General features: G+C 66.4%; 19 protein-coding genes. 10 read left to right on the top strand and 9 right to left on the bottom strand.

Annotation, left to right across the window (positions count from 1 at the left end; all coding sequences use genetic code 11):
- The first annotated feature begins 354 nt into the window (after positions 1-354).
- From JF515_RS03515 to JF515_RS03480, 8 genes are all read left to right on the top strand, one after another.
- Complete coding sequence (locus JF515_RS03515) at positions 355-1,779, top strand: UbiD family decarboxylase (RefSeq protein WP_203101055.1); 1,425 nt, start codon at positions 355-357, stop codon at positions 1,777-1,779.
- 66 nt (positions 1,780-1,845) lie between these two features.
- Positions 1,846-3,288: an aldehyde dehydrogenase family protein gene (locus JF515_RS03510; protein WP_203101054.1), complete on the top strand. Its 1,443-nt coding sequence runs from the start codon at positions 1,846-1,848 to the stop codon at positions 3,286-3,288.
- 20 nt (positions 3,289-3,308) lie between these two features.
- On the top strand, positions 3,309-4,250 hold the full coding sequence (locus JF515_RS03505; protein ID WP_203101053.1) for a LysR family transcriptional regulator: 942 nt from the start codon (positions 3,309-3,311) through the stop codon (positions 4,248-4,250).
- On the top strand, positions 4,237-4,860 hold the full coding sequence (locus JF515_RS03500) for a UbiX family flavin prenyltransferase (RefSeq protein WP_203101052.1): 624 nt from the start codon (positions 4,237-4,239) through the stop codon (positions 4,858-4,860). Before JF515_RS03505 ends, JF515_RS03500 begins: the two co-directional genes overlap by 14 nt.
- Positions 4,847-5,812, top strand: coding sequence for an XdhC family protein (locus tag JF515_RS03495; RefSeq protein ID WP_203101050.1), 966 nt, complete (start codon positions 4,847-4,849; stop codon positions 5,810-5,812). The genes JF515_RS03500 and JF515_RS03495 overlap by 14 nt, the downstream gene beginning before the upstream one ends.
- An 11-nt stretch (positions 5,813-5,823) precedes the next feature.
- Positions 5,824-6,690, top strand: a complete 867-nt coding sequence (locus JF515_RS03490; protein WP_203101048.1) for a helix-turn-helix transcriptional regulator — start codon at positions 5,824-5,826, stop codon at positions 6,688-6,690.
- Between the two features lie 140 nt (positions 6,691-6,830).
- The gene (locus JF515_RS03485) at positions 6,831-7,073 is read left to right on the top strand and encodes a hypothetical protein (protein ID WP_203101045.1); all 243 of its coding nucleotides are present in this window, start codon (positions 6,831-6,833) and stop codon (positions 7,071-7,073) included.
- A gap of 105 nt (positions 7,074-7,178) precedes the next feature.
- Entirely contained in the window at positions 7,179-8,471 is a 1,293-nt protein-coding gene (locus JF515_RS03480; protein WP_203101044.1) for a DUF1835 domain-containing protein, read from the top strand.
- A 232-nt stretch (positions 8,472-8,703) separates the two neighbouring features.
- Here JF515_RS03480 and JF515_RS03475 read toward each other — a convergent pair whose 3' ends face one another.
- From JF515_RS03475 to JF515_RS03440, 8 genes are all read right to left on the bottom strand, one after another.
- Positions 8,704-9,423: a response regulator transcription factor gene (locus JF515_RS03475; RefSeq protein WP_203101043.1), complete on the bottom strand. Its 720-nt coding sequence runs from the start codon at positions 9,421-9,423 to the stop codon at positions 8,704-8,706.
- Positions 9,423-11,318 carry a sensor histidine kinase gene (locus JF515_RS03470; protein ID WP_203101041.1) on the bottom strand — a complete coding sequence of 632 codons (1,896 nt, stop codon included), beginning with the start codon at positions 11,316-11,318 and terminating at the stop codon, positions 9,423-9,425. Before JF515_RS03470 ends, JF515_RS03475 begins: the two co-directional genes overlap by 1 nt.
- A gap of 87 nt (positions 11,319-11,405) precedes the next feature.
- Positions 11,406-12,395 (bottom strand): LLM class flavin-dependent oxidoreductase, encoded by a 990-nt coding sequence (locus JF515_RS03465; protein ID WP_203101040.1) that lies wholly within the window; start codon positions 12,393-12,395, stop codon positions 11,406-11,408.
- Positions 12,396-12,456: 61 nt separating this feature from the next.
- Entirely contained in the window at positions 12,457-12,696 is a 240-nt protein-coding gene (locus JF515_RS03460) for a YdcH family protein (protein WP_203101038.1), read from the bottom strand.
- A 107-nt stretch (positions 12,697-12,803) separates the two neighbouring features.
- Complete coding sequence (gene djlA, locus JF515_RS03455) at positions 12,804-13,631, bottom strand: co-chaperone DjlA (protein ID WP_203101036.1); 828 nt, start codon at positions 13,629-13,631, stop codon at positions 12,804-12,806.
- Entirely contained in the window at positions 13,631-14,455 is an 825-nt protein-coding gene (locus JF515_RS03450) for a hydroxypyruvate isomerase family protein (protein ID WP_203101033.1), read from the bottom strand. The genes djlA and JF515_RS03450 overlap by 1 nt, the downstream gene beginning before the upstream one ends.
- A 166-nt stretch (positions 14,456-14,621) precedes the next feature.
- Positions 14,622-16,556, bottom strand: a complete 1,935-nt coding sequence (locus tag JF515_RS03445) for a cytochrome c/FTR1 family iron permease (protein ID WP_203101032.1) — start codon at positions 16,554-16,556, stop codon at positions 14,622-14,624.
- 107 nt (positions 16,557-16,663) lie between these two features.
- Positions 16,664-17,332 (bottom strand): DNA-3-methyladenine glycosylase I, encoded by a 669-nt coding sequence (locus tag JF515_RS03440; protein ID WP_203101031.1) that lies wholly within the window; start codon positions 17,330-17,332, stop codon positions 16,664-16,666.
- Positions 17,333-17,416: 84 nt separating this feature from the next.
- Between JF515_RS03440 and JF515_RS03435 the strand changes: the two genes are divergently transcribed.
- The gene (locus JF515_RS03435; RefSeq protein WP_203101030.1) at positions 17,417-18,646 is read left to right on the top strand and encodes a pyridoxal phosphate-dependent aminotransferase; all 1,230 of its coding nucleotides are present in this window, start codon (positions 17,417-17,419) and stop codon (positions 18,644-18,646) included.
- A 76-nt stretch (positions 18,647-18,722) separates the two neighbouring features.
- Here the strand turns inward: JF515_RS03435 and JF515_RS03430 are convergent, their stop codons facing one another.
- Positions 18,723-19,616: a class I SAM-dependent methyltransferase gene (locus JF515_RS03430; protein WP_238400817.1), complete on the bottom strand. Its 894-nt coding sequence runs from the start codon at positions 19,614-19,616 to the stop codon at positions 18,723-18,725.
- A 150-nt stretch (positions 19,617-19,766) separates the two neighbouring features.
- Here JF515_RS03430 and htpX point away from each other — a divergent pair, with 150 nt between their 5' ends.
- Positions 19,767-20,663, top strand: a complete 897-nt coding sequence (gene htpX / locus JF515_RS03425; protein ID WP_203101028.1) for a protease HtpX — start codon at positions 19,767-19,769, stop codon at positions 20,661-20,663.
- Positions 20,664-20,742 lie beyond the last annotated feature (79 nt).

The following is a 20,742-nucleotide window of genomic DNA, read 5'->3' as shown; positions in this document are numbered from 1 at the left end:
CGCCGACTACCGTGCTAAATGCCAGGACGGCCACACAGATCAAGGCTCGAAAGCAAAGGGTTGTTGTATTCATCGCACTACCTTTTTTTCTGCAAGTATTTGTTTTTAGTTATTTCCTGATCTGAAAGGACGCTATCACAGCGCCCTGAAAGCCGCCCATTAACTTATAATGATCCGTCCAATCACCGAACATTATGGATCGGCCCCGGGGTTTCATCCCACATTACGGGACACAGGATGGCACCGTGGACGTATCTCGCGCGCTGATGAAGCGCATCAGAAATGCTTAATAGGAAGGCATCGGTCCGGCTTATAGCATGGCGTTCAAACAAAAACCGACAAAGGGACGCCGACATGCCCTCCATGCCTTCCAACACCGTCGACACCACCACGCCGCCCGTGGGCGCCAGCCTGCGCGGCTGGCTGGACCATCTGCAGCAGAGCCGGCGGCTCAGCGTGATCGAGCCGGGCACGGACCTGCGCTTTCAAGTGGCGGCCATCGCCAACCGGCTCGACGGTCGCAGTGCTTCCCTGTTTCCCCGCCCCGGCGGCCACGACATCCCGGTGATCTCCGGGCTGCTGTCGCACCGCGACTGGATGGCGGAGGCCATGGGCGTGGCGCCCTCCGAAGTGCTGGCGCGCTTCCAGGAGGCCAGCCTCAACCCGATTCCCTGGCGGGAGGTGAGCACGCCGGTCTGCCAGCAGGTGGTGCACCGGGACGTGGATCTGAACCGCCTGTTACCGATCCCCACCCACAACGAGCACGACAGCGGCGCCTACATCACCGCCGGTTTGTTGATCAGCCGCAACCCGCGCACCGGCGTGCAGAACGTGTCCATCCACCGGCTGCAGGTGAGCAGCGCCAACCGGCTCGGCGCTCTGCTGCTGCCGCGCCACACTCTGGCCTATTTCCAGGAGACGGAGAGCGCCGGTGAGGATCTGGAAGTGGCGGTGGTGGTGGGCAACGACCCCCTCACCCTGATGGCGTCCCAGGCGATCGTGCCACTGGACCATGACGAACTGGAAATCGCCGGGGCGCTGCATGGCGAACCGCTTAAGGTGGCGCAATGCGTCACCAACCGCATCCGCGTGCCCGCCGACGCCGAGATCGTTATCGAGGGACGACTGCTGGCCAACGCCCGGGAGGAGGAAGGCCCGTTCGGTGAATTCCCGCAGTACTATGGCGAGCGCGCCGAGCGTCACGTGATCGAGGTTGACGCCATCACCCACCGTGAAGCGCCCATGTTCCATACCATTGTCGGCGGCGGCCTGGAGCATCTGCTGCTGGGTGGCATTCCCCGCGAGGCGACCATGCTGGCGCATTTGCAGCGCAGCTTCCCGTCGGTGCGCGACGTGCATCTGGCCCGTGGCGGCGTATGCCGTTATCACCTCTATGTACAGATCGACAAGCGTTCCGAGGGCGAAGGCAAGAACGTGATTCTCGGCGCCCTCGGCGGTCACTACGACATCAAGCATGTGGTGGTGGTGGACACCGACGTGAACATTCACGACCCCAACGAAGTGGAATGGGCGGTGGCCACCCGCTTCCAGGCCGACCGCGACCTGGTGCTGGTGCACGACAGCCAGGGCTCCAAGCTGGACCCCTCCACCCGCGACGGCGTCGGCTCGAAGATGGGCTTCGACGCCACCGTGCCCCTGGACGCACCGCCCATGCGCTTCAAGCGCATCCGCGTACCCGGCGAGGAAGACGTGGATCTGGACGCGGTGAGCCGGGCCGCCGGCGACGACTGGCAACAACAACTGATTCCCTCCCGTTAACCTCGGTGCCGGTCGCCGCCTACGGGTGGCGGCCGTTTTTTTGCACCGTCAGAGGAGAACAACAACATGCAGGCACGACACTACATCAACGGCGAATGGCGCGACGGCGACGGCTGGGTGGACAGCCTGGACCCGGCCAGCGGCGAGCGCCTGGGCGCGTTCGCCGAAGGCGGTGAAGCCCAGGCCCGGGCGGCGGTGGAGGCCGCCGCGAACGCCTTCGAACAGCCAGGCTGGGCCCAGAATCCTCGCCTGCGCCAACAGGTACTGCTGGCCTGGGCCGCCGCTCTGGAGCCGCGCCGGGAGGCACTGGCCGAGCTGCTTACCCGCGAGAATGGCAAGCCCCTGGCCCAGTCCCAGGGCGAGATCGGCGGCGCCATCTCGGAGATTCTCTATTACGCCGGCCTGGCCCGGCATAATCCCGGCGCGGCCATGGAAGTGGCGCCCGGGGAATTCTCCACCCTGTTCCGCGAACCCGCCGGAGTGGCCGGCCTGATCATTCCCTGGAACGCCCCCGGCGTACTGCTGATTCGCGCCCTGGCACCGGCCCTGGCCGCCGGCTGCACCACGGTGATCAAGCCGGCGGCGCAAACGGCCCTGTTCAACGCCGCCATCCTGGAACCGCTGCTGGCCCAGAACGCCCTGCCCGCCGGCGTGGTCAATCTGTTCACCGAGAGCGGCCACGCCGGCGCCGCCCATCTGGTGGCCAGCCCCCGGGTGGACGTGCTCAGCTTCACCGGCTCCACCGCCACCGGCACCCGCATCATGCAGGACGCGGCGCCGACCATGAAGAAACTGTCCCTGGAACTGGGCGGCAAATCCTGCTGCCTGGTGTTCGAGGACGCGGACGTGGAGGCCATCGCCCCTCAACTGGCGGCGGCGGCCACCATCATCTCCGGGCAGCAATGCACCGCCGCCCGCCGGGTGCTGGTGCACGCCAGCCGCCTGGAAGCGATGAAAAAGGCGCTTGGCGCGGCCCTGGCCGCCCTCCCCCTGGGCCACGGCCTGGACCCGAACAGCCGCATCGGCCCGCTGATCGACCACCGGGCCCGGGACCTGGTGGCCGGCCGGATGGATCAGGCCCAGCAAAGCTGCGACCAGGTGATCCTGGCCGGCGGCCGACCGGATGATCCCACATTGCGGGACGGTGCCTTTCTGACCCCCAGCCTGATTCACCATCGCGACAGCGGCGCGTTTTTCTGCCAGGAGGAAATATTCGGGCCATTACTGGTGTTGGAGAGCTTCGAGGATGAGGCGGAAGCGGTGGCGCGCGCCAATCACACCGAGTTCGGACTCTCCGCCAGTGTCTGGACGCGGGACGGTGCCCGCGCCCTTCGCGTGGCCCGGGCACTCCGTGATGGTACAATATGGATCAACGACCATAACAAGCTGTTCGCCGAGGCGGAGACCGGTGGCTATCGCAAGAGCGGCCTCGGCCGGCTGCACGGCTTCGACGCACTGATGGATTTCACCGAGCTCAAGCACGTCTATCAAAACGTCGGAACGGTCTGAATCCAAGCGCCGAGGCCGCCATGGAGCTACGCCAGCTAAAGTACTTCACCTGTCTGTATGAGGAAGGGTCGGTGACCCGGGCCGCCCAGCGGCTCAACATTGTTCAACCGGCCCTGTCGATGCAGATTTCCAAGCTGGAGGAGGAACTCGGCCAGCCACTGTTCGAACGCACCTCCAAGGGCATGATCCCCACCGAGACCGGTGAGCAGGCCTACCGGCTGTTCATGCCGCTGCTCGGCCAGCTCCTGGAGGCGCGGCAGACCCTGATCCACCGCAACGGCGAGATCAGCGGACGCATCCACGCTGGCCTGATCGCCTCGGCGGCCAACCAGGCCCTGGCCAGCACCCTGGCCTACTTCGTCGAACACCACCCGGACGTGGAGCTCCAGGTCAGCTACGGCTACAGCCAGAACCTGATCGACCGGGTGCTCTCCGGGGATCTGGACTTCGCCGTCATCAACCAGAGTTTCCAGCAGGAACGCCTCACCCGCATCGACCTGGTGGACGAGGAACTGCTGGTCGCCACCGGCGCCGCCAACCGGCTGCGGGTGCCGACCCCGGTACCGTTGGCGGCGCTGCGCGAACTGAAGCTGGTGCTGCCCTCGCGGCTGCATGGCCTGCGCATCGTCATCGACCAGTCCCTGGCGGCGCTGGGGCTGGAGGTAAGCCCGGATCTGGAACTGGACGACCTCACCGTGATCGAGAGCTTTCTGCGTCGAGGCGACTACGTCAGCATCCTGCCCGCCACGGTGCTGCGCCAGGGCCTGGAGGAAGGCGCTCTGCGCGCCTACCCGCTGGAGCGCCCCGGCCTCAACCGCAGCATGGTGTGCGTGCACGACAGCCGCCGCCCGCTGTCGCCGGCGGCCCGCCTGTTCGTGGACATCATCGGCAAGACCCTGGCCACCGGGCTCGATGCCATTCATTTCTACAAGGAAGGCGCCACCGACCATGAACTCGACTGAAGCCCGCCCGCAACGTCTGATCATCGGCATCTCCGGAGCGTCCGGGGCGATCTACGGCGTGCGCCTGCTGGAGCTGCTGCGCGACACGCCGATCGAGACCCATCTGGTGGTCAGCAAGTCGGCGTTGATCACCGTCTCTCACGAAACCGGTCTGTCCTGGTCGGACCTCAAGCCGATGGCCTCGGTGTGCTATTCCAACCAGGACATCGGCGCCGCCATCGCCAGCGGTTCCTACAAAACCCTGGGCATGATCGTGGCGCCCTGCTCCATGCGCTCGATGTCGGAGATCGCCAGTGGCGTCACCTCCACCCTTTTGACCCGGGCCGCCGACGTGATTCTCAAGGAGCGGCGCCGGCTGGCGCTGATGGTGCGCGAGACGCCGCTGCACCGGAATCACCTGCGCACCATGACCGAACTCGCCGAGCTGGGCGCGGTGATCGCGCCGCCGGTGCCGGCCTTCTACGCCCTGCCGAAAACCCTGGACGACATGGTCGATCACAGTCTCGGCCGGGTGCTGGATCTGTTCGACATCGAACTGGGCATCGTGCGCCGCTGGCGCGACACCGACAACGGCCCGGGAAACACCGGGGTCACCCATGCAGCCCCTTGATCTGCAGGTGATCGAGCAGGCCCTGGCCTGGGCCGGCGACGGCCATCCGGTGTGGCTGTGCACGGTGCTGTCCACCTATGGATCGGCGCCGCGCTCGCCGGGGGCGATGCTGGTGGCCCGCGCCGACGGCGCCCATGTGGGCTCGCTGTCCGGGGGCTGCGTGGAAGAGGAATTTCTCGAAGGCCTGGCACGGAACGATTTCCCGGCGCCGGCCCAGGTGGTGCGTTACGGTCAAAGCGAGGATGAACGTCAACGGCTGCAACTGCCCTGCGGCGGCAGCCTGCTGGTGCTGGTGGAGCGGCGTCCGGCCACGCCGGACTGGATCGAGCACCTCACCACCCTGCGCTACACCCTGCTCGGCCAGCACCGGCGGGTGCGCCACATCGATCTGACCCGGGGCACCCTGGATCTGTCACCGGATCAGGGCGGCGAGGCGGCGCGACTGCTCGGCGAGCGGGTGGAAATTCGCATTGGCCCGGTGCTGCGCCTGCTGCTCGCCGGGGTATCGCCGGTGGCACGAGTGTGCGCCGGCTTCGCCGTGGAACTGGGCTGCGAGGTAATCGCCTGCGACCCGCGCGAGGACAAACAGGGCCTGCTTACCGACGACATCACGGTGCGCCCGGTGATGCCCTCCGAATTCATCGCCGCCGGCGGCTGCCACGAAACCACCGCGGTGGTGGCGCTTACCCACGATCCACGCATCGACGATCTGGCCCTGATGGAGGCGGTACGCACTCCGGCGTTCTACATCGGCGCCATGGGCTCGCAACGTACCTCGGAACGGCGCGCCGAGCGGCTGCGCCGGATCGGAGGCCTGACCCGGGAGCAGATCGAACGCATCCACATGCCCATCGGCTTGAACCTGGGCAGCAAGACGCCGGCGGAAATCGCTCTGGCGGTAATGGCCGATATCCTGCGCGTCTATCGCGGCAAGCGCCGCGACGCCCTTTGAGGAGAAGTGAGATGTCCATTGCACAGCGCGTTTTTCACGGGTCCTTCGGGCGCGTCGCCCTGCTCGACATGGACCATACCCTGGTGACCCACTCCCACCATGAATGCCACGTACTGGTAAAGGCGGCGGGGGCGGACACCTTCTTCAACGTCAATGGACGGCGGGTACCGCTCACCGACCGTCACGCGGTGCTGGTGAACGCCTGGCAGCCACATTTTTACGACCACCAGCCCGGCGCCGGCCCCACCCAGATCCTGGCGCTCTACATCGAGCCCGCCTGGCTGGCGGAGATCCAGCATTCCCTGGCGCTGAGCGCCCACCCGGGCTTTTTCACCCAGTGCGGCATCGAATTGAACAGCAAGAACCGAAGGCTGGCGGACTATCTGATCGCCGAGGCCTACTCGCCGGAGCTGGTGCCCCGCGAACGCATCGAATCGCTGCTGTTCGATTTTCTGATCGAACTGATCGAGGACCACTCCGAGTGGCGTCAACTGCGCCGGCTGGGCGCCGCGTCGCGGCTCGGCTTCCAGGACACCCGTATCCGCCGCGCCTGCGATTACCTGCGCAATCACGTGGACGACCCGGACTGCCTGGCCAACGCCGCCCGCGCCGCCAACCTGTCGCGGGCTCACTTCTTCACCCTGTTCCGGCGCGATACCGGCATGTCTCCGATGCTGATGCTCAACGACACCCGCATGCGGCGTGCCTTCACCTGGCTGGAAACGGAACGCACCGGCACCCTGGGCCAGCTTGCCGAGGACCTGGGTTTCTCCGAACAGGGCCATTTCACCCGCTTTTTTCAACAACACATCGGCGCCGCGCCCAGCCAGTACCGACGCGTGATCGACAGCTACGGCGCCCTTGAGCGCGCGCTGTAAGCCTTTTTGCGATTCTGCTGTACGTCATTTCCTACGTAACGATCAGCGAAGGATGACAGACAAGCGGCCGGACCGATGGCACCTTGCACCCATGAGCGTCCGGTGAGGAAACCGGCGCGCGGGGCGCAAGGAGAGCAAACATGATGAATGGACGGTATTGGGCGGTCACGGTGGAGGCCCCCGACGGACGGTGCAATGTGTACGCGGTGTCCTACCCGCGCAAACCCACCGAGGACCTGGCGGCCGGCCTGGTCCGGCCGCAACTGGGCATGCCCCTGAGCCTGCCGGACGAATACCGCTGGCAGGAAGACGCCAGCCTGCGCGCTCTGGAAGCGGCCGGTTACCGGCTGCTGGAAATCGCGCCCCCCGAGGGCCGCGAGTAAAAACTCCATAAAATCAGCGCTCTGGGGCCGTTTCCTCACGGCTTGTTCATTGACCCGGGCGCCACGATGGTCAACCGTTATTCATGCATTGAACCGGAGACCATCATGACGCCGTCCGCCACCGTCGATCGGGACGACACCTCGCTGAGCAACGGCCGCTTCCATCTGGATGATCCGGTGGCGGATGCCCGCCGTCTGTACGAGGCGGCGCACGGCGGCGACAGCCGCTCCCTGGCCCGCCTGGCCCTGCACCGGGTCACCCCGGAGGCGGCGCCCCTGGAGATGAGGGACGCCCTGCAGACGGTGTCCCGGGAAATGGGCTTCCCCGACTGGAACGCCTTCGAACAGCATGTCGGTGAACTGGACGCCGCCGCCCGCCGCGCCGGTGATGAACTGGATGGCGAGCGGACCACGGTGCACATCCGCTGCGGGGACGATCTGCGCGACGCCCTGCCCCTCTGCGGCCTGCATGGCCGCTGCCTCACCTTCGCCGATCCGTTTTGCATCGGGCCGGTGCGGCGCCTGCCCCGGGATCGTTTCATCGAAGCCCGCGCCCACTTTCTCGCCGAGGCACTGACCCTGGACGCGGAACGGACCCTGTCCCGCCAGCAGCGCGAATACCAGGATCTGGACGACGCCGACGGCAACCAGCGGGTGGTGCTGTGGTTCGAGCACGACAGCTACGACCAGCTGATCCTGGCCTACATCCTGGATCACTTCGGCCGGCGCTGGCCGAGGGTGCGGGTGGAACTGGTGGCCACCGACGCGATACCCGGCGTGGCGCGCTTCGTGGGCCTGGGCCAACTGGCGCCGGAGGTGCTGGGCTGGCTATGGCAACAACGGCGCGCCGTGGACGAGCCGCTGCTGGTGCTGGGCCGGCGAGCCTGGCGGGCGATCAGCGCCGATACCCCGGACGCCCTGGACCGGCTCAGCCAGCGCAACACCACCGCGCTGCCCATGCTGGGGCGGGCCCTGCGCCGCCATCTGCTGGAATTGCCGGACGAGGAAACCGGTCTGGGCCTGAGTGAACAGCTCACCGTGCAACTGGTGGCCGAACGGGGCCCCAAGCCCGCCGGGGAGATCTTTCGCGACCTGATGCTGGAACGGGAGCCGCTGCCGTACCTCGGCGACACCCTGTTCCACTGGATGCTGCGGCCACTGTTGTCCGGGCCGACGCCGGTGCTGGAGGAACACGGCGACGCGGATCAGCCCTGGGCGGAACGGGAGTTGTCCATCACCCACCACGGCCATGCCGTGCTCAGCGGCCACAATAACTGGTTGGATAGCCATCCGCCCCGGCGCTGGGTGGGTGGCGTGCCGATCGACGGCGACCGGCAAAGCTGGTGTTTGAACAAGGCCAACGGCAGGCCGCAGCGGCGCCCGGCCAATTCGCTCTGAACCCGGGCGGCACGGTGGTTCGAGAATCCAATGCCGGTGATACCGCCCCCCGCGATATCACCGGCCCCGGCGGCGACGCCTTCCATCAGCGCCACCACCCCTGGCGAGGTATTCCCCCTTGAGACACGTCCTCGCTCCCAACCGACATCGACGGCGCAATCACACGCCAACATCGTGACGCCAGTATCCCGATGATGGCGAAGCGATGTCAGTCTCATTTCTCTCAAACCTCTCAGCCGTCGCGCGGGGTCCCGGTGAACACCACGCCACGGCCGAAAATGGAGCGGATCGGCAAATCGATATTGCCCTCTCGGGCCTTGCGACGCAGGCGGCTGAGAATCACATCGATACGATGTGTATCCGGGTGCGGCGCATGGGAGAACATCAGATCGTGCAGCGCTTCCTTGCTGAATACCTGATGGCTGCCGCGCAGCAGAATCCTCAACAACTCGGTTTCCTGCTGGGACAGCGCGAGCTGACGGTCGTCGGGGCCGGCCAGGCGGCCGGCGGCGGCATCCAGGCGCCAACCGCCGGCGCCATCGCCATGCCGCACCCGCGCCGGGTCGCCGCCGGCCTCGCCGCGCAAACGCTGGGCCAGGGTGGTCAATGCCCGGTTCAATTCGGAAAAATTCAATGGTTTGACCAGGAACAGATCGGCGCCCAGGTTAAGCGCGCGCAGCTTTTCCTGCTGTCCGCCCTTGGCGGTGATGATCACCAGCCCGTATCCGCCCAGTTCATGCAGATATTCAATCACGCCGAAACCGTCCTCGCCGGGCAGGCCCAGGTCGATCAGCACGATGTCCACCGGGTTGCGGTGCAGATGCTTCCAGAACGCCTCGGCGCTGTCGGCGCCCCAGGCGGCGTAGCCGTTGTGGCGTAGAAAAAACAGCAATTCCTCGCGCAGGTCGTCGTTGTCCTCGACGATGGCGAGTCTGGGAAAGGCCGCGTCCATCAGTGCGATGCCTCCTCCTCCGGTGGCAATGGCAGGGTGAACAAAAAACAGCAACCGTGATCGCCGTTGTCGGCGAGCACCAGGTCGCCACCATGGGCGCGGGCGATGCGGCGGCTGACATACAGCCCCAGGCCGACACCACGCCGGTGATTGTGCTCCGCCGGCGCGGCGCGGCGGTAACGCTCGAAGATCACCGGTACCCGGTCCTCGGCGATGCCCGACCCCTGATCGCGGATCGCCACGCTCCAGTGGTCGGCATGCCGGCTCACATCGACTCGCGGCCCGCCGTTGCCATATTTCACCGCGTTATCGATCACATTGGACAGGGCGATGCGCATCATCGCCGGGTCCAGCCAGGCGGTTCCGGTCCAGCGCTCCCCCGCCGGCGGCGGCTGCCCGTCCAGGGTCAAGCGCCACCGGTGGCCCGCCGCGCCCACCAGGGAGGCCGCTTCGGTGACCAGCTCCAGCAAACACAGGCGGCGCCGGTCGAGCCACAGATCATCGGCGTCCAGCCGCGCGTCCGCCAGGCAGTTGTCGGTCAGTTGCACCAACCGGTCGGTGGCGCGGTCGATCTTGTCGTAGCGGCTGAGCTGGCGCGGATCGGAGACCCCCAGATAACGCAGATTCTGAAGGCTCGCCGCGATGATCGCCAGCGGCGTGCGAAACTCATGGGCCACCAGCCCCATGAACTGGCGCTGATTGAAACGCGCCTCGCGCTCCAGTTCCAGGGCGCGGGCCAGCTGCAAGCGTTCCCGCTCACGGTAACGCTTGATGCGCACCTGATATACCGCCAGCCCGGTGACCACCAGCATGTTCACGATCAGGGCGTACTGCCAGACCACATAGATCTCCTGACGAAAGGCGATCCAGCCCACGGTGGTGAACAGACCGAACAAACTGGCGAGGATGCAGATCAGCGGGTTCAGGCCCAACAGCACCGAAGACAACCGGAAACGGTCCCGCCACCACACGTACAGGCAGGCGGTCACGAACACCGCGCAGGTGCTCAGATAAACCAGCATCTGAAAACGGATCGCGGCACCATAGAAGTCCAGCGGCACACTCAGTAACAACACCACGGTCACCGCACAGGCGAGCATCAGCATGCGATGGGCCCACGGCAGCCGTCGGCGTAACTGCAACGCCTCCGAGGCCATCCACAGCAACAACCCATAGGCCGACAGGGTGAGCACGCCGGTGAGGTAATGCTGCAGGCGCCACCCGATATCCGGGATCAGCCAGGCCACGTAGCCCTGGATACAGGCCACCAGCACGTAGGCGGCGGACATCCCGGTCACCGACCACAGCAAGCGGGTGCGCAACACCACCGCCAATACCAGCGCCAATAACGCCGACAGGGTGGCGAGCCCGAAGTAGAAGCTCCAGAAAGTGGTGGCGCGGGCCGCCGCGGGCAGGAATTCCCGGGGTTGCCAGACATTCATCTGCAGCATCACGGCGCTGCTGCTGGCGACACGGAACAGCATTTCGTAGCCATGCTCGTCCGGCGGCAGAACGAACAGCGGGAAACGGTGGTCGATGTCGCCGATGGGGCCGTCGAAGGTGTCGCCGGCGCGGCGCTGGCGCCACGGGCCATCGCTCCCCAGGGGGCGGAGGAACAGGCGGATATCGTCGACGAAGTTGGGTTTGAGCTCCAGCCAGCGTTCGCCGTCGGCGGCCTGTTCCGGCGGCAGGACAACCCGTACCCAGAACACCGTGCGCGTGTAGCCGCGCGAGAAAATCCCCTGCCGTGGGGCGCCCTCGCGCAGCGCTGGCAGCATATCGTCCGGCCCGGCCTCGCCGCCGGGGTCGGCCACCCAGGTATAGGGAAGATCCGGCCCCAGGCGGGCCGGTGACGCCGCCGCCGGCGCGCCGATCGAGCACGCCAGCCACACCATCAGACAAAGCCCGGGCCACCAAAGTGGCGGCCCGGGCCGGCGTGGAACATTCAAGGACGGTTCCCCCCTGGGGACCCGTCGCCTTGCTTACAGGTCCCGACAGAGCCGCGCGGCGATATCGAACGAGCGCAGCCGTTTCTCATGGTCGAAAATCCCGGCGGTGATGATCAGCTCATCCACGTTGGTGTGGTCGCGGAATTCGCGCAGCCGCCGGCCCACCGTTTCCGGGGCACCGATCATGGCGTATTTCATCGCCTGACGCACGCCGTGGGCTTCCATCGGCGACCATACCTCGTCCATGTTTTCCACCGGCGGCGGCAACGGTCCTGGCCGCCCCCGGCGCAGATTGACGAACTGCTGCTGCATGGAGGTGGCCAGGAAGGCGCCCTCCTCGTCACTGTCGGCGGCGAACACACTGATACCGGCGGCGGCGTAGGGTTTGTCGAGCTGTTCGGAGGGCTGGAAGTGGGTGCGGTAGACATGCAGCGCTTCTTCCAGGGCTTCCGGGGCGAAGTGCGAGGCGAACGCGAACGGCAGGCCCATTTGCGCCGCCAGGCGGGCGCTGAACAGGCTCGAGCCAAGCAGCCACAACGGCACCTTGCTGCCCATGCCGGGCACCGCCCGTACCCGCTGTTCCGGGGTCGGATCGTCCAGGTAGGCCTGCAGCTCCGCCACGTCGTTGGGGAATTCCATGGCGTTGCTGTTCAGATCCCGGCGCAGGGCGCGGGCGGTTTCCATGTCGGTGCCGGGCGCCCGGCCCAGGCCCAGGTCGATGCGACCCGGAAACAGCGCCGCCAGGGTGCCGAACTGTTCGGCGATCACCAGGGGCGCGTGGTTGGGCAACATGATGCCGCCCGAGCCCACGCGGATGCGCTGGGTGCCGGCGGCGATATGGCCGATCACCACGCTGGTGGCGGCGCTGGCCACGCCGGGCATGTTGTGGTGTTCCGCCACCCAGTAGCGGGTGTAGCCCCACTGCTCCGCGTGGCGGGCCAGATCCAGCGAGTTGCGCAACGCCTGGCCGGCGTCGCCGCCACGCAGGATCGGGGCGAGATCAAGAATGGAATAGGCAGTCATCGGGCCTCCCGAGCCGGAATGAATGCCTTCCCAGGTGGGGGTGACGAGCCGGTTTTAAAGGTTAGCCACCGTTAAGACGGCGCAGAATCTGGTCCTTGAGGTGCAAGCGCTCGGCCTTCATGGCCTCCAGGTCACGGTCGGCGATGGGGTTTTCGCGCAGCTCCAGGCCACGGATGGTCTTGTCCAGGCGGTCGTGCTCCTCCACCTTGTCACGGAACGCCTGTTCCTCCTTCATCAGCGCGTCGATGCGCTCGTGGTGTTCGGGAAATTCGTGGTGAATGCTGTGCGACTCTCCGAGCATGGCGGCTACTCCTTCCGCGTCTGGGCGGCGCCGGGCGGCGCCGCGCGATCAGTGTCACGATTGTCCAAATTACTATCGCCGGGGCCGGCTTGTCACCCGTCTCCGTCTCAGCGGAAACCCCGGGATTCCTTGATCATCTCATAGGCCTTGCTGATCTCGGCGGTCTTCTCCGTGGCCACGCGGATCATCTCCTCCGGCACGCCCCGGGCGGCCAGTTTGTCCGGGTGGTTCTCGCTCATCAGCTTGCGGTAGGCCTTCTTGATCTCCTGGTCGGAGGCGGATTCGGCCACGCCCAGCACCTGGTAGGCCTGGCTCAACGAAGGCCGCGACACATCCGCCGCGCCACCGCCGGCGCCGGCTCCGGCGCCGCCGAAACGGGCCTGGGCCAGGATCATATTGAGAATCTGGCGGAACTGCGCCTCCGGCACGCCCAGCCCGGCGGCCACCCGATACAGGATGCGCTCTTCCTCGGCATGCAGGTCGCCGTCCGCGAGGGCGGTCTGCAGCAGGATTTCCAGGAACACCACCACCAGATGGCGGCGGTGACGCACCTGCTGGCGAAACTCCGCCACCGTGCCATCCAGCGGGAAATCATCCGCCTTGCCGCGCCGGAATGCCTCCTGGGCCCGGCGCCGCTGCTCGGCGTTCAGCCGCATGCGCGTCATCACCGCCTCGGCCTGGCCGATCTCCTGCTCACTGACCCGGCCATCCGCCTTGGCCAGGTGGCCCATGATCGAGAACACCGCCGAGAACAACGCGTCCTGCAGCGCCTGCTTCTCGCCCGGCGCGTAGGGTCGGAACGGGTTGAAGCCGCGTACCCGCTCCACGGCGCGATCCAGAAAATGGCCGATCAGCAAACCGACGATCAGGCCGATGGGACCGCCTACCAGCATGCCCAGCAGGCCGACGATGATCTTGCCGCCCCAGCTTCTCATTAACGCCTCTCTCCTTTGTCGTTGACAGAAAGGGACTCCGAATCCTGGCGAAGGTTCGCCAGCCAGTCGAGTCCCTCCTCGGTGGCGCCGCTCGGGCGATATTCGGCACTGGCCCAGCCGCCATAGCCGAGGGCATCCAGATGCGCCAGCAGCGCCGCCAGAGGCAGCGTGCCGGTGCCCGGCTGGTGACGCCCCGGGCAATCGGCGAACTGCACATGCTCAATCCACGGCATGCAGGCGGCCAGGGACGCGAACAGGTCCTCGCCCATCACCCGGGCATGGTAGAGATCGTACTGCAGGCGCAGTGAAGGCCGGTCCACCGCGCGGATCACCGCCAGCGCGCTGGCCGGGGTGTCGATCAGGTAACCGGGCATGTCCAGACGGCTGTTGATGGGTTCCAGGGTCAGCACCCGGCCCCGTTCGGCGCAGCGCTCGGCGGCGAAGGCCAGGTTGGCGATGAGGGTGTCCCGGGCGCGGGCACGATCCATGTCATCGCCGGGAATGCCCGCCATGGCATGCAGGCGCGGGCAGTCCAGCGCCTCGGCGTAATCCAGGGCCCGCTCCAGACCATCGCGGAACGCCGCCTCCCGGCCCGGCAGCCCGGCCAGGCCACGCTCGCCGGCGCCCCAGTCACCGGCGGGCAGGTTGAACAGCACCGGCTCCAGGCCGTTGTCGTCCAGGGCGGCCTTCACCGCGGCCATGGGCCAGTCATAGGGGAACAGGAATTCCACCCCCTGGAAGCCCGCCGCGCCGGCGGCGGCGAAGCGCTCCAGAAAGGGACGTTCGGTGAACAGCAGGGACAGGTTGGCGGCGATGCGCGGCATGGGGCTCGATCCGAGTCGGGGAGCCCCAGCCTAACGCGCCCGGCCTTAATGACAAGCGCTATCGCGGCGCCGGAGCCGGATCGCGGCTAAAGCAGCTCCTACGCGATAGCAGGCGCGGGAGCAGCCGGGCGGCATTCCGCTTCAGCCGCGATGCCCCGGCGGGCCGCTAGGCGGTGGCGCTGCGTCCGGAGCGCCACCAGGCCAGCACCGCCAGCACCACGGCCACCGCCTGGGCCAGAGCACCCTGCAGGGTCGGGAAGAAACCGATCCAGGACAGCGTCGGCCAGCCCGGCAGATAGTTGGAGTTGAGCATGCCTGCTTCCTGCAGGGCGGCGATGCCTTTGCCGAGCAGAATCACCGACAGTACCAGCAGCACCAGGCTGGTGGCCTTGAAGAACAGCCCCAGGGGCAGCTTCATGCCAAGCCGGAAGATCAGCACGCACACCACCGCGAGACCCAGCAGCGCGGCGCCCATGCCGTACAGCAGGAACGGCTGGGTGGCCTCGGTGACCTGGGTCCAGAGCGCCTGATAGAACAGGATGGTCTCGAACATCTCCCGGTACACGGAGATGAACGCCACGAAAGTGAGGGTCCAGACGGTGCCACTGCCGAGGGCGGTGTCCACCTTGCCCTTCAGATAGCCCAGCCACTTCTGGCTGCTGGAATTGCTGTGCATCCAGAAGCCCACGTAGAACAGGATCACCGCGGCCACCAGACCGGCGACGCCTTCGGTGAGCTCCCGGGAAGCGCCGGTGAAGTTGATCACCGTGGAGGCGGCGAACCAGGTGGCGATGCCGGCAATGATGGCCGCCACCCAACCGAAGTGGATATGACGGGTAGCGGAGGTGGCGCGGGCCTTGCGGGTGAAGGTCAGCAGCGCGGCCACGATCAGCAGCGCTTCCAGCCCCTCGCGGAACAGGATGAAGAAGCTGGCGGAGAAGGTGGCGGCGGCATTCAGGCCGTCGCCGCCCAGAGCATCGGCGGCCTGCCCGAGCCCTTCCAGGGCATCAGCGATGCGGGCGCTAACCTCGTCGGCGGAGTCACCTTCCTGGATCGCTTCCCGCACCGCCATGAACTTCCGTTCGGTGTCGCGCATCAAGCCACTGTCGAGGGCGGCGATCTGCGATTCCAGCATCTCGAAACCGTCCAGGTAAGCGGACAGCGCCGCCGAGCGGGCGGCGGCCCGATCACCGGCGGCATAGGCGTCATCGGCCTCGCGCAGCTTGGCGGCGCTGATCTCCACGAACCGGTTCTGGCTGAACAGGACATTCGGCTCGCTGCGCAGGTAGCCCATTGCCGCCAGAGCGTCATCGCCGTAGGCATCGCGGGCATCCGCTGGCGCCTTGGCGATCACCGTATCCAGGCTCATGTCGGTTTTCAGTTCCGGATTGTCCGCCAGGGCCTGCTTGCCGGCCTCGGCTTCCTCGGCGGACACCGCCTTGCCGCCCACGTAGAACGCCAGCGCCCAGCGTTCGGCGTCGCTGAGCTGATCCTGGTAGGCGGCCATGCCGGTGCCGTCCACGCCGCCGGTGATGGTGGTGTACAGGCCCAGCACCGAGCGCCCCATGTAGCGGGCACGCTCATGGAAATCCGTGGGGGCCGGCTCCAGGGCCGCGCCGGCGGGGCCGTCGCCGAGACCCTCGGGGCCGTGGCAGGCGGCGCAATGAGTCTGGTAAAGCGACTCGGCGGCGGCCATGTCCGGCGCCGTCTTGGGCACCACCGGCAGGCCGTAGACGTCCACCAGGGAGCCGCGGATCTTCTGCGCCAGGCTCTGGATACGCGCTTCCGGGGCTTTCTCGTCCACCGCCGCTTCCAGGTCCCGGGCCTGGCCCAGCAGCACGTCCTTGCCCTCGGCCTCGGGCAGGCCTTCGATGCCCTCGCTGAGCAACGCGGTGAATTCGTCCATCTCCGCGTATTCCGCGTCGCTGACGATTTCCCCGTCCTGCACGGCGTTGATGTAATCGGCGCCCACGTATTCCACCAACTGCACCAGGGCGGTTTGATCCGCGGCCCGGGCCGTGACCGTCAGGGTGGAAAGGGACAACGCGAACAGGGACAACAACAAAAAGACGCCCCGGGGGCGCCGATTGAGATGGGTCATGAAACCGGTTTCCACTGCTTTAAAGTGAATAATTCTTATTTATGTTCCTACCCTGGGCACTTCCTGTCAAAAAGTTTTGTTTGTAACGAGACCCGTGCCCGGCCCGCTCAACCCACGGTGAAGGCAAGAATCTTGCTGATGTGCGCCTGGGGCCGGCCGGATTCCGCCTGCCATTGATTGAACGCGGCCTGGGCGGCGCGCTGGTCGCGCTGGCTGGCCGGCGGTTTGTCGATGATGTTGTGGCTTTTCAGCGCCGCCACCACGTCGCCAGTGGGGTACCAGGTGTCGCGGCCCACCATGCGCAGGAAAGCGGCGCCGGAGTTACCCCCCAACTGCTTGCCGCGTTTCTTGAGCAACTGCCACATGCCCACGGTGTCGTCGCCGGGCCAGTCCGCCAGCCAGGCACCCACGGAGCCGTATTCCTGGCGCAGGTCCAGGATCAACTGGGCGTTGTGGCGGATCGCCTTCATCTTTCCCCAGTGGCGGATCAGGCGGGTGTCCTGCATACGCTGTTCGAGCATGGTGTCGGGCATCAGCACCAGCTTGTCCGGATCGAAGCCGAAGAACGCCTCCTCGAAGGCCGGCCACTTGGCGTCCACCAGGGAGTGCTTGAGACCGGCGCGGAAAATACGCCGGGTCAGCGCGGAAAAATAGAAGGCATCGTCGGGCTGGCGCAACTGAGCCGGCGTTTTCACCGCCGGCAGCTGCGCCTCGACCTGCTTGACGCCGCCCTTGCGGTTCACCGCCAGCGCCATCAGGTCCCTGAATTCAATCATCGGCTTCCTCTCATGACCGCTTCATATACAGTATTTTCGCGCCATTGTAGAATTCCGGTCTTTACCCGGACCAGGACGAGTTTCATGAGCGGCAATCGAACCACGGTCAGCAAATCCGACAAACTGCACGATGTCTGCTATGACATTCGTGGCCCGGTGCTGCGCGAAGCACACCGGCTCGAGGATGAAGGCCACCGGGTAATCAAGCTCAACATCGGCAACCCGGCCCCGTTCGGTTTCGAGGCGCCGGAGGAACTGCTGCAGGACGTGATTCACAACCTGCCCGACTCCACCGGCTACTGCCACTCCAAGGGTCTGTTCCCGGCCCGCAAGGCGGTGATGCAGTATACCCAGACCAAGGGCATCGCGGACGTGACGGTGGACGACATCATTATCGGCAACGGCGTGTCCGAGCTGATCGTGATGGCCATGCAGGCGCTGCTCAACAACGGCGACGAGGTGCTGCTGCCGGCGCCGGACTACCCGCTGTGGACCGCCGCCGTGCGCCTGTCCGGCGGCAACCCGGTGCACTACCTGTGCGACGAGCAGCAGGACTGGCAGCCGGCCCTGGACGACATCCGCGCCAAGATCACCGACCGCACCAAGGCGCTGGTGATCATCAACCCGAACAATCCCACCGGCGCCAACTACGACCCCGCCCTGCTTCAGGAAATGGTGAAGATCGCCCGGGAACACGACCTGATCATCTTCGCCGACGAAATCTACGACAAGATCCTCTACGACGGCGAGGTGCACACCTCCATCGCCTCCATGGCCGAGGATCTGCTGTGCATCACCTTCAACGGCCTGTCCAAGAATTACCGGGCCGCCGGCTTCCGCGCCGGCTGGATGGTGATCTCCGGCGCCAAGTACCGGGCGGAGAGCTACATCGAGGGTCTGGACATGCTGGCCAGCATGCGCCTGTGCGCCAACGTGCCCAGCCAGCACGCCATCCAGGCCGCCCTGGGCGGCTACCAGAGCATCAGTGACCTGGTGCTGCCCACCGGCCGCCTGGGCCGCCAGCGCGACATGGCCTGGGAGATGCTCGACAGCATCCCCGGGGTGAGCTGCGTGAAACCCAAGTCGGCGCTGTATCTGTTCCCGAGGCTCGACCCCAAGGTGTTCCCGTTCCAGGACGACGAGGCGTTCGTGCTCGACCTGCTGCGCCAGGAAAAAGTGCTGGTGGTTCAGGGCACCGCCTTCAACTGGCCCAACCCGGACCACTTCCGGGTGGTGTTCCTGCCGCGCCTGGACGACCTGCAGGATTCCATCGGCCGCATCGCCGAATACCTGGACCGCATCCGCAAGAAATAAGGTTCATCGCGCTTTGGCGGGAAATCGGTGCGGGCGGTTTCTATCCGGGACGCGGGCACGGCCTGCCGCTTGCAGTTCAGCGGCTACGCCGGTACCCGTAGGCCAGCGCCTTGAGCGCCGGCTCGGCGGCTTCGTCGAAGCCGGGGGCGCCGGGCAGCATGCCTTCCAGGGCGGCACCGGGCAGGTTGTCCGCCACCAGGGCCTCCAGCCACTCCCTGTCCAGCCAGGGCGCGTTCAGGCAGATCAGCAACTCCGCCTCCGGCGCCAGCAGCTTGGGCAGCCGCCGCAGCACCTTGGCGTAGTCCCGCTCCACCTGAAAGCTGCCTCTCTGGGCGCTGGGCGGGTCCGCCACGATCAGGTCATAGCGGCCCAGGCTGTGCAGTTTCTTCCAGCTGCGGAACACATTGTGCGGCAGGTAGTGCGCCTCGGCGTCGCCGAAGCCGTTGGCTTGCTGGTTAGCCTGGCCCAGGGCCAGGGCCGGCCGCGACAGATCGATGTTGACCACCCGCTCGGCGCCGCCGGCCAGGGCCGCCACGGAAAAGGCGCAGGTGAAGCTGAACAGATTCAGCACCCGCTTGCCCCGGGCGCGTTCGTGCAGCCAGGCACGGCCCGGGGCCATGTCGGCGAAGAAACCGAGATTCTGGCCGCGTTCGAAATCCAGCCGATAGCGCAGGCCGGCCTCCTCCGCCCAGGGCGTGGCGGGGAGCGCGCCGTGCGCCACCCGGGTTTGCGCCGGGCGGCAATGGCGGTGCTGGCATACCAGGGTGTCGCAACCGAGGGCCGGCAGCGCCTCGATCAGGCGCGCTTCCAGGGCGGCGCGCAGCGGCTCCGGATAATCGTCGAACAGGGTGGCCACCAGGATCGGGGCGAACCGGTCAAGGGTCAGCCCTTCCCAGCCCGGCACGGTCTTGCCACGGCCGTGAAAAAGACGGTGCCGGGCGTCGTCCGGGGGAACCAGAAACGGCGTCAATAGGTCTACATTCGGTGGGGTCATTGGGCGGATCAGGGACGGTTCAAAGGCGGCGAGTATCGCCGTCGCCGGGCTTGAACACAACCGCCGCGCCCCCATTGAGAAGCTGAATTTGAAGACCTTCGTTCGATTTGTGGGAGAACCTTCGGCATGATGCGCATCGCGCTGTTTTTGCTCACCAACCTGGCGGTCATCGTGGTCGCCAGCATCACTCTCAGTCTGCTGGGCGTGAATTCCTACCTGGCGCAAAGCGGCACCGGCCTGGATCTGGGAAATCTGCTGATCTTCAGCGCCGTGTTCGGCTTCGCCGGCTCGTTCGTGTCGCTGCTGATTTCCAAACCCATGGCGAAATGGTCGGCGCGGGTCCAGACCATCAAGCAGCCGTCCAACAGCACCGAGAAATGGCTGCTGGACACGGTCCGCGAGCTGTCCGACAAGGCCGGCATCAAGATGCCCGAGGTGGGCGTGTTCCCGGCCCAGCAATCCAACGCCTTCGCCACCGGCTGGAACAAGAACGACGCCCTGGTGGCGGTGTCCCAGGGCCTGCTGCAACGCTTCCGCCCGGAAGAAGCACGCGCCGTGCTGGCCCACGAGATCGGTCACGTGGCCAACGGCGACATGGTCACCCTGAGCCTGATCCAGGGGGTAGTGAACACCTTCGTGATCTTCGCCGCCCGGGTGGTGGGCTCGGTGGTGGACAGCTTCCTGCGCCGCGACGGCAATGGCGGCCTGGGCTTTGGCTATTACATCGTGGTGTTCATCGCCGAGATCATCTTCGGCATCGCCGCCAGCACCATCGTCATGTGGTTCTCCAGGCGCCGGGAATACCGCGCCGACGTGGCCGGCGCCCAGCTCGCCGACCGCCGCGACATGATCGGCGCCCTGCAGCGCCTCAAGGCGGAATCCGAGGTGCCCAACCAGATGCCGGATTCCCTGGTGGCGTTCGGCATCAACGGCGGCGTGCGCCATGGTCTGGCCGCCCTGTTCCGTTCCCACCCGCCGTTGGATGACCGCATCCAGGCGCTTAGCGAAAAACGGTACGGCTGAACGCCGCTGCGCGCCCATCGCGGCTGAAGCCGCTCCTACGGCTCCTATTGCTGTAGGAGCGGCCGGGCGGCGTTCCGCT

The organism is Alloalcanivorax marinus (assembly GCF_016785095.1).
Taxonomy (GTDB): domain Bacteria; phylum Pseudomonadota; class Gammaproteobacteria; order Pseudomonadales; family Alcanivoracaceae; genus Alloalcanivorax; species Alloalcanivorax marinus_A.
The sequence above is the reverse complement of the archived record's forward strand: the minus strand, read 5'-3'. Positions and strand labels throughout refer to the sequence as shown.